1 protein-coding gene is annotated in these 1,518 nt (G+C 38.6%); it reads right to left on the bottom strand.

Features of this window, described 5'->3' with window-relative positions:
• Positions 1 to 94 precede the first annotated feature (94 nt).
• Positions 95 to 1,318 (bottom strand): transposase, encoded by a 1,224-nt coding sequence (locus F7D20_RS00050; protein ID WP_158462250.1) that lies wholly within the window; start codon positions 1,316 to 1,318, stop codon positions 95 to 97.
• Positions 1,319 to 1,518: the final 200 nt, after the last annotated feature.

Below are 1,518 nucleotides of genomic sequence, written 5' to 3'. Positions count from 1 at the left end.
ACAAGTTTGTAAAAATAGTGTTTCAGGTACTCTGTACACCTTATTATATATAGTCACTCATACATCAATAGTTCGTTAATAATTCAATAATGTGCTAAGCAGCTGTACGCTGTAAGCACGAGAGATCTTTGAAAATCTTGCTAATTAAAGTTCGGTTCGGGGTGTACCCACTTGCTTTAAAAATTCGTTTCACCAGATAAATATTGGTCATCAGTGACTTGAATGAAGACATAGAATATTCCATTCCCATCTCCTTCATAGTTACCTTGGCAACATTTAGTGATGTGAACGAAGCATTGAAAGCAAAATCGAGTTTCCACTTATCGCGAGCCTGGCAGTCCATAAGACCAGTATAGCCTTTGGCGTCACGAAAGCAAAATTCGATCTGGAACCTGGTTCTATAATAAAGAAGTACTTCTTCACCCGAAAGTGAGGTGTCTGTAGAGAAGAATAGTTTCTTCTTGCCATTCGGCATCTGCCAGATGACAAGTCTAACTTTACACCTGAGTGCCTTGGAATAGGCTATCAAAGTATAAGCTGTTCCTTCTATATCTTTCATCTCCATCTTCTCCATTCGAGTGAGGTCAAGATTCTTCATATCAATCTTGCCATCCTTGGTCTTGGGGCGACCACGTTTTCCAGTACGTGGACCAGCATAGACATAAAAGAGACAAGCATTGTCACGAAAGCGGCTTATCAAAGAGAACCCTTCTTTCTTTATCCCATTAACAAATGTACTTGTAGAGAAGTAAGCATCTGCAACTATGAGGGTTGAGAGTTTAAGAAGTTCCTTGCGATAACGCTTAATGACGCCGATATAGAAATCTACCATAGTCTTGTTTCTAAGACTCAGTTCTTTATTACTTAGCGACTGGTGTGCTTTTAACATCATGCAGTCTTTGGCATCAATATCAATGAGGCCAATACCCATGATTTCGAGACCATGTTTAACAGACTGTGCACATCCCGACCAAAAACGACCGATATGTGGAGTCTTCTTGCCAGCTTTGCTGATGTAACTGGGATCAATGGCAATAGCCCATCTTCCCTGTTTACCAAAGAAGCGCTTGGCAAGTGAGACATTAAGTTTGAGCCAGTCAATGCTTTTCGACTTTTTTAAGCCGAATGCGTTGCGATAGGTTTGCTCAACATGCGAGCCATACCTCCCCATTTGGGTGAAATTTATCTTTCTTGGTATTACCATGAACAAAATTATCACCTCGATGAGTATTTTCTCGAAACTTTTTGTTAACTTTGCAGCCGAATCTTCAACTGCATCTTTAAAGATATCCATATATTGGTCAAGTCCTGTATTCATATAATTTTGCGTTTGTCGCGATTTGCAAAGTTACTGAAAATCAGCGACTTGACCAACTTTTTACAGTTAAGTTTTCATAAGCATTTCTTAATATAAGTTATTGATTTACAGACGATTAAATATTAATTTAACGCAGTATTGATATAAGAGACACAGAATCTTACCGCAAAGATACGAAAATTGTTGGAAACAAGCAAATT

It is taken from the genome of Segatella copri, from assembly GCF_009495355.1.
Taxonomy (GTDB): Bacteria; Bacteroidota; Bacteroidia; order Bacteroidales; family Bacteroidaceae; genus Prevotella.
Note: the sequence above shows the minus strand (reverse complement) of the source record. Positions and strands in the feature narration are given on the sequence as shown.

What these genes read in the sequence shown, in the direction of transcription:
- F7D20_RS00050 (WP_158462250.1), bottom strand. Translation starts at nt 1,318, where the DNA reads ATGAATACAGGACTTGACCAATATATGGATATCTTTAAAGATGCAGTT.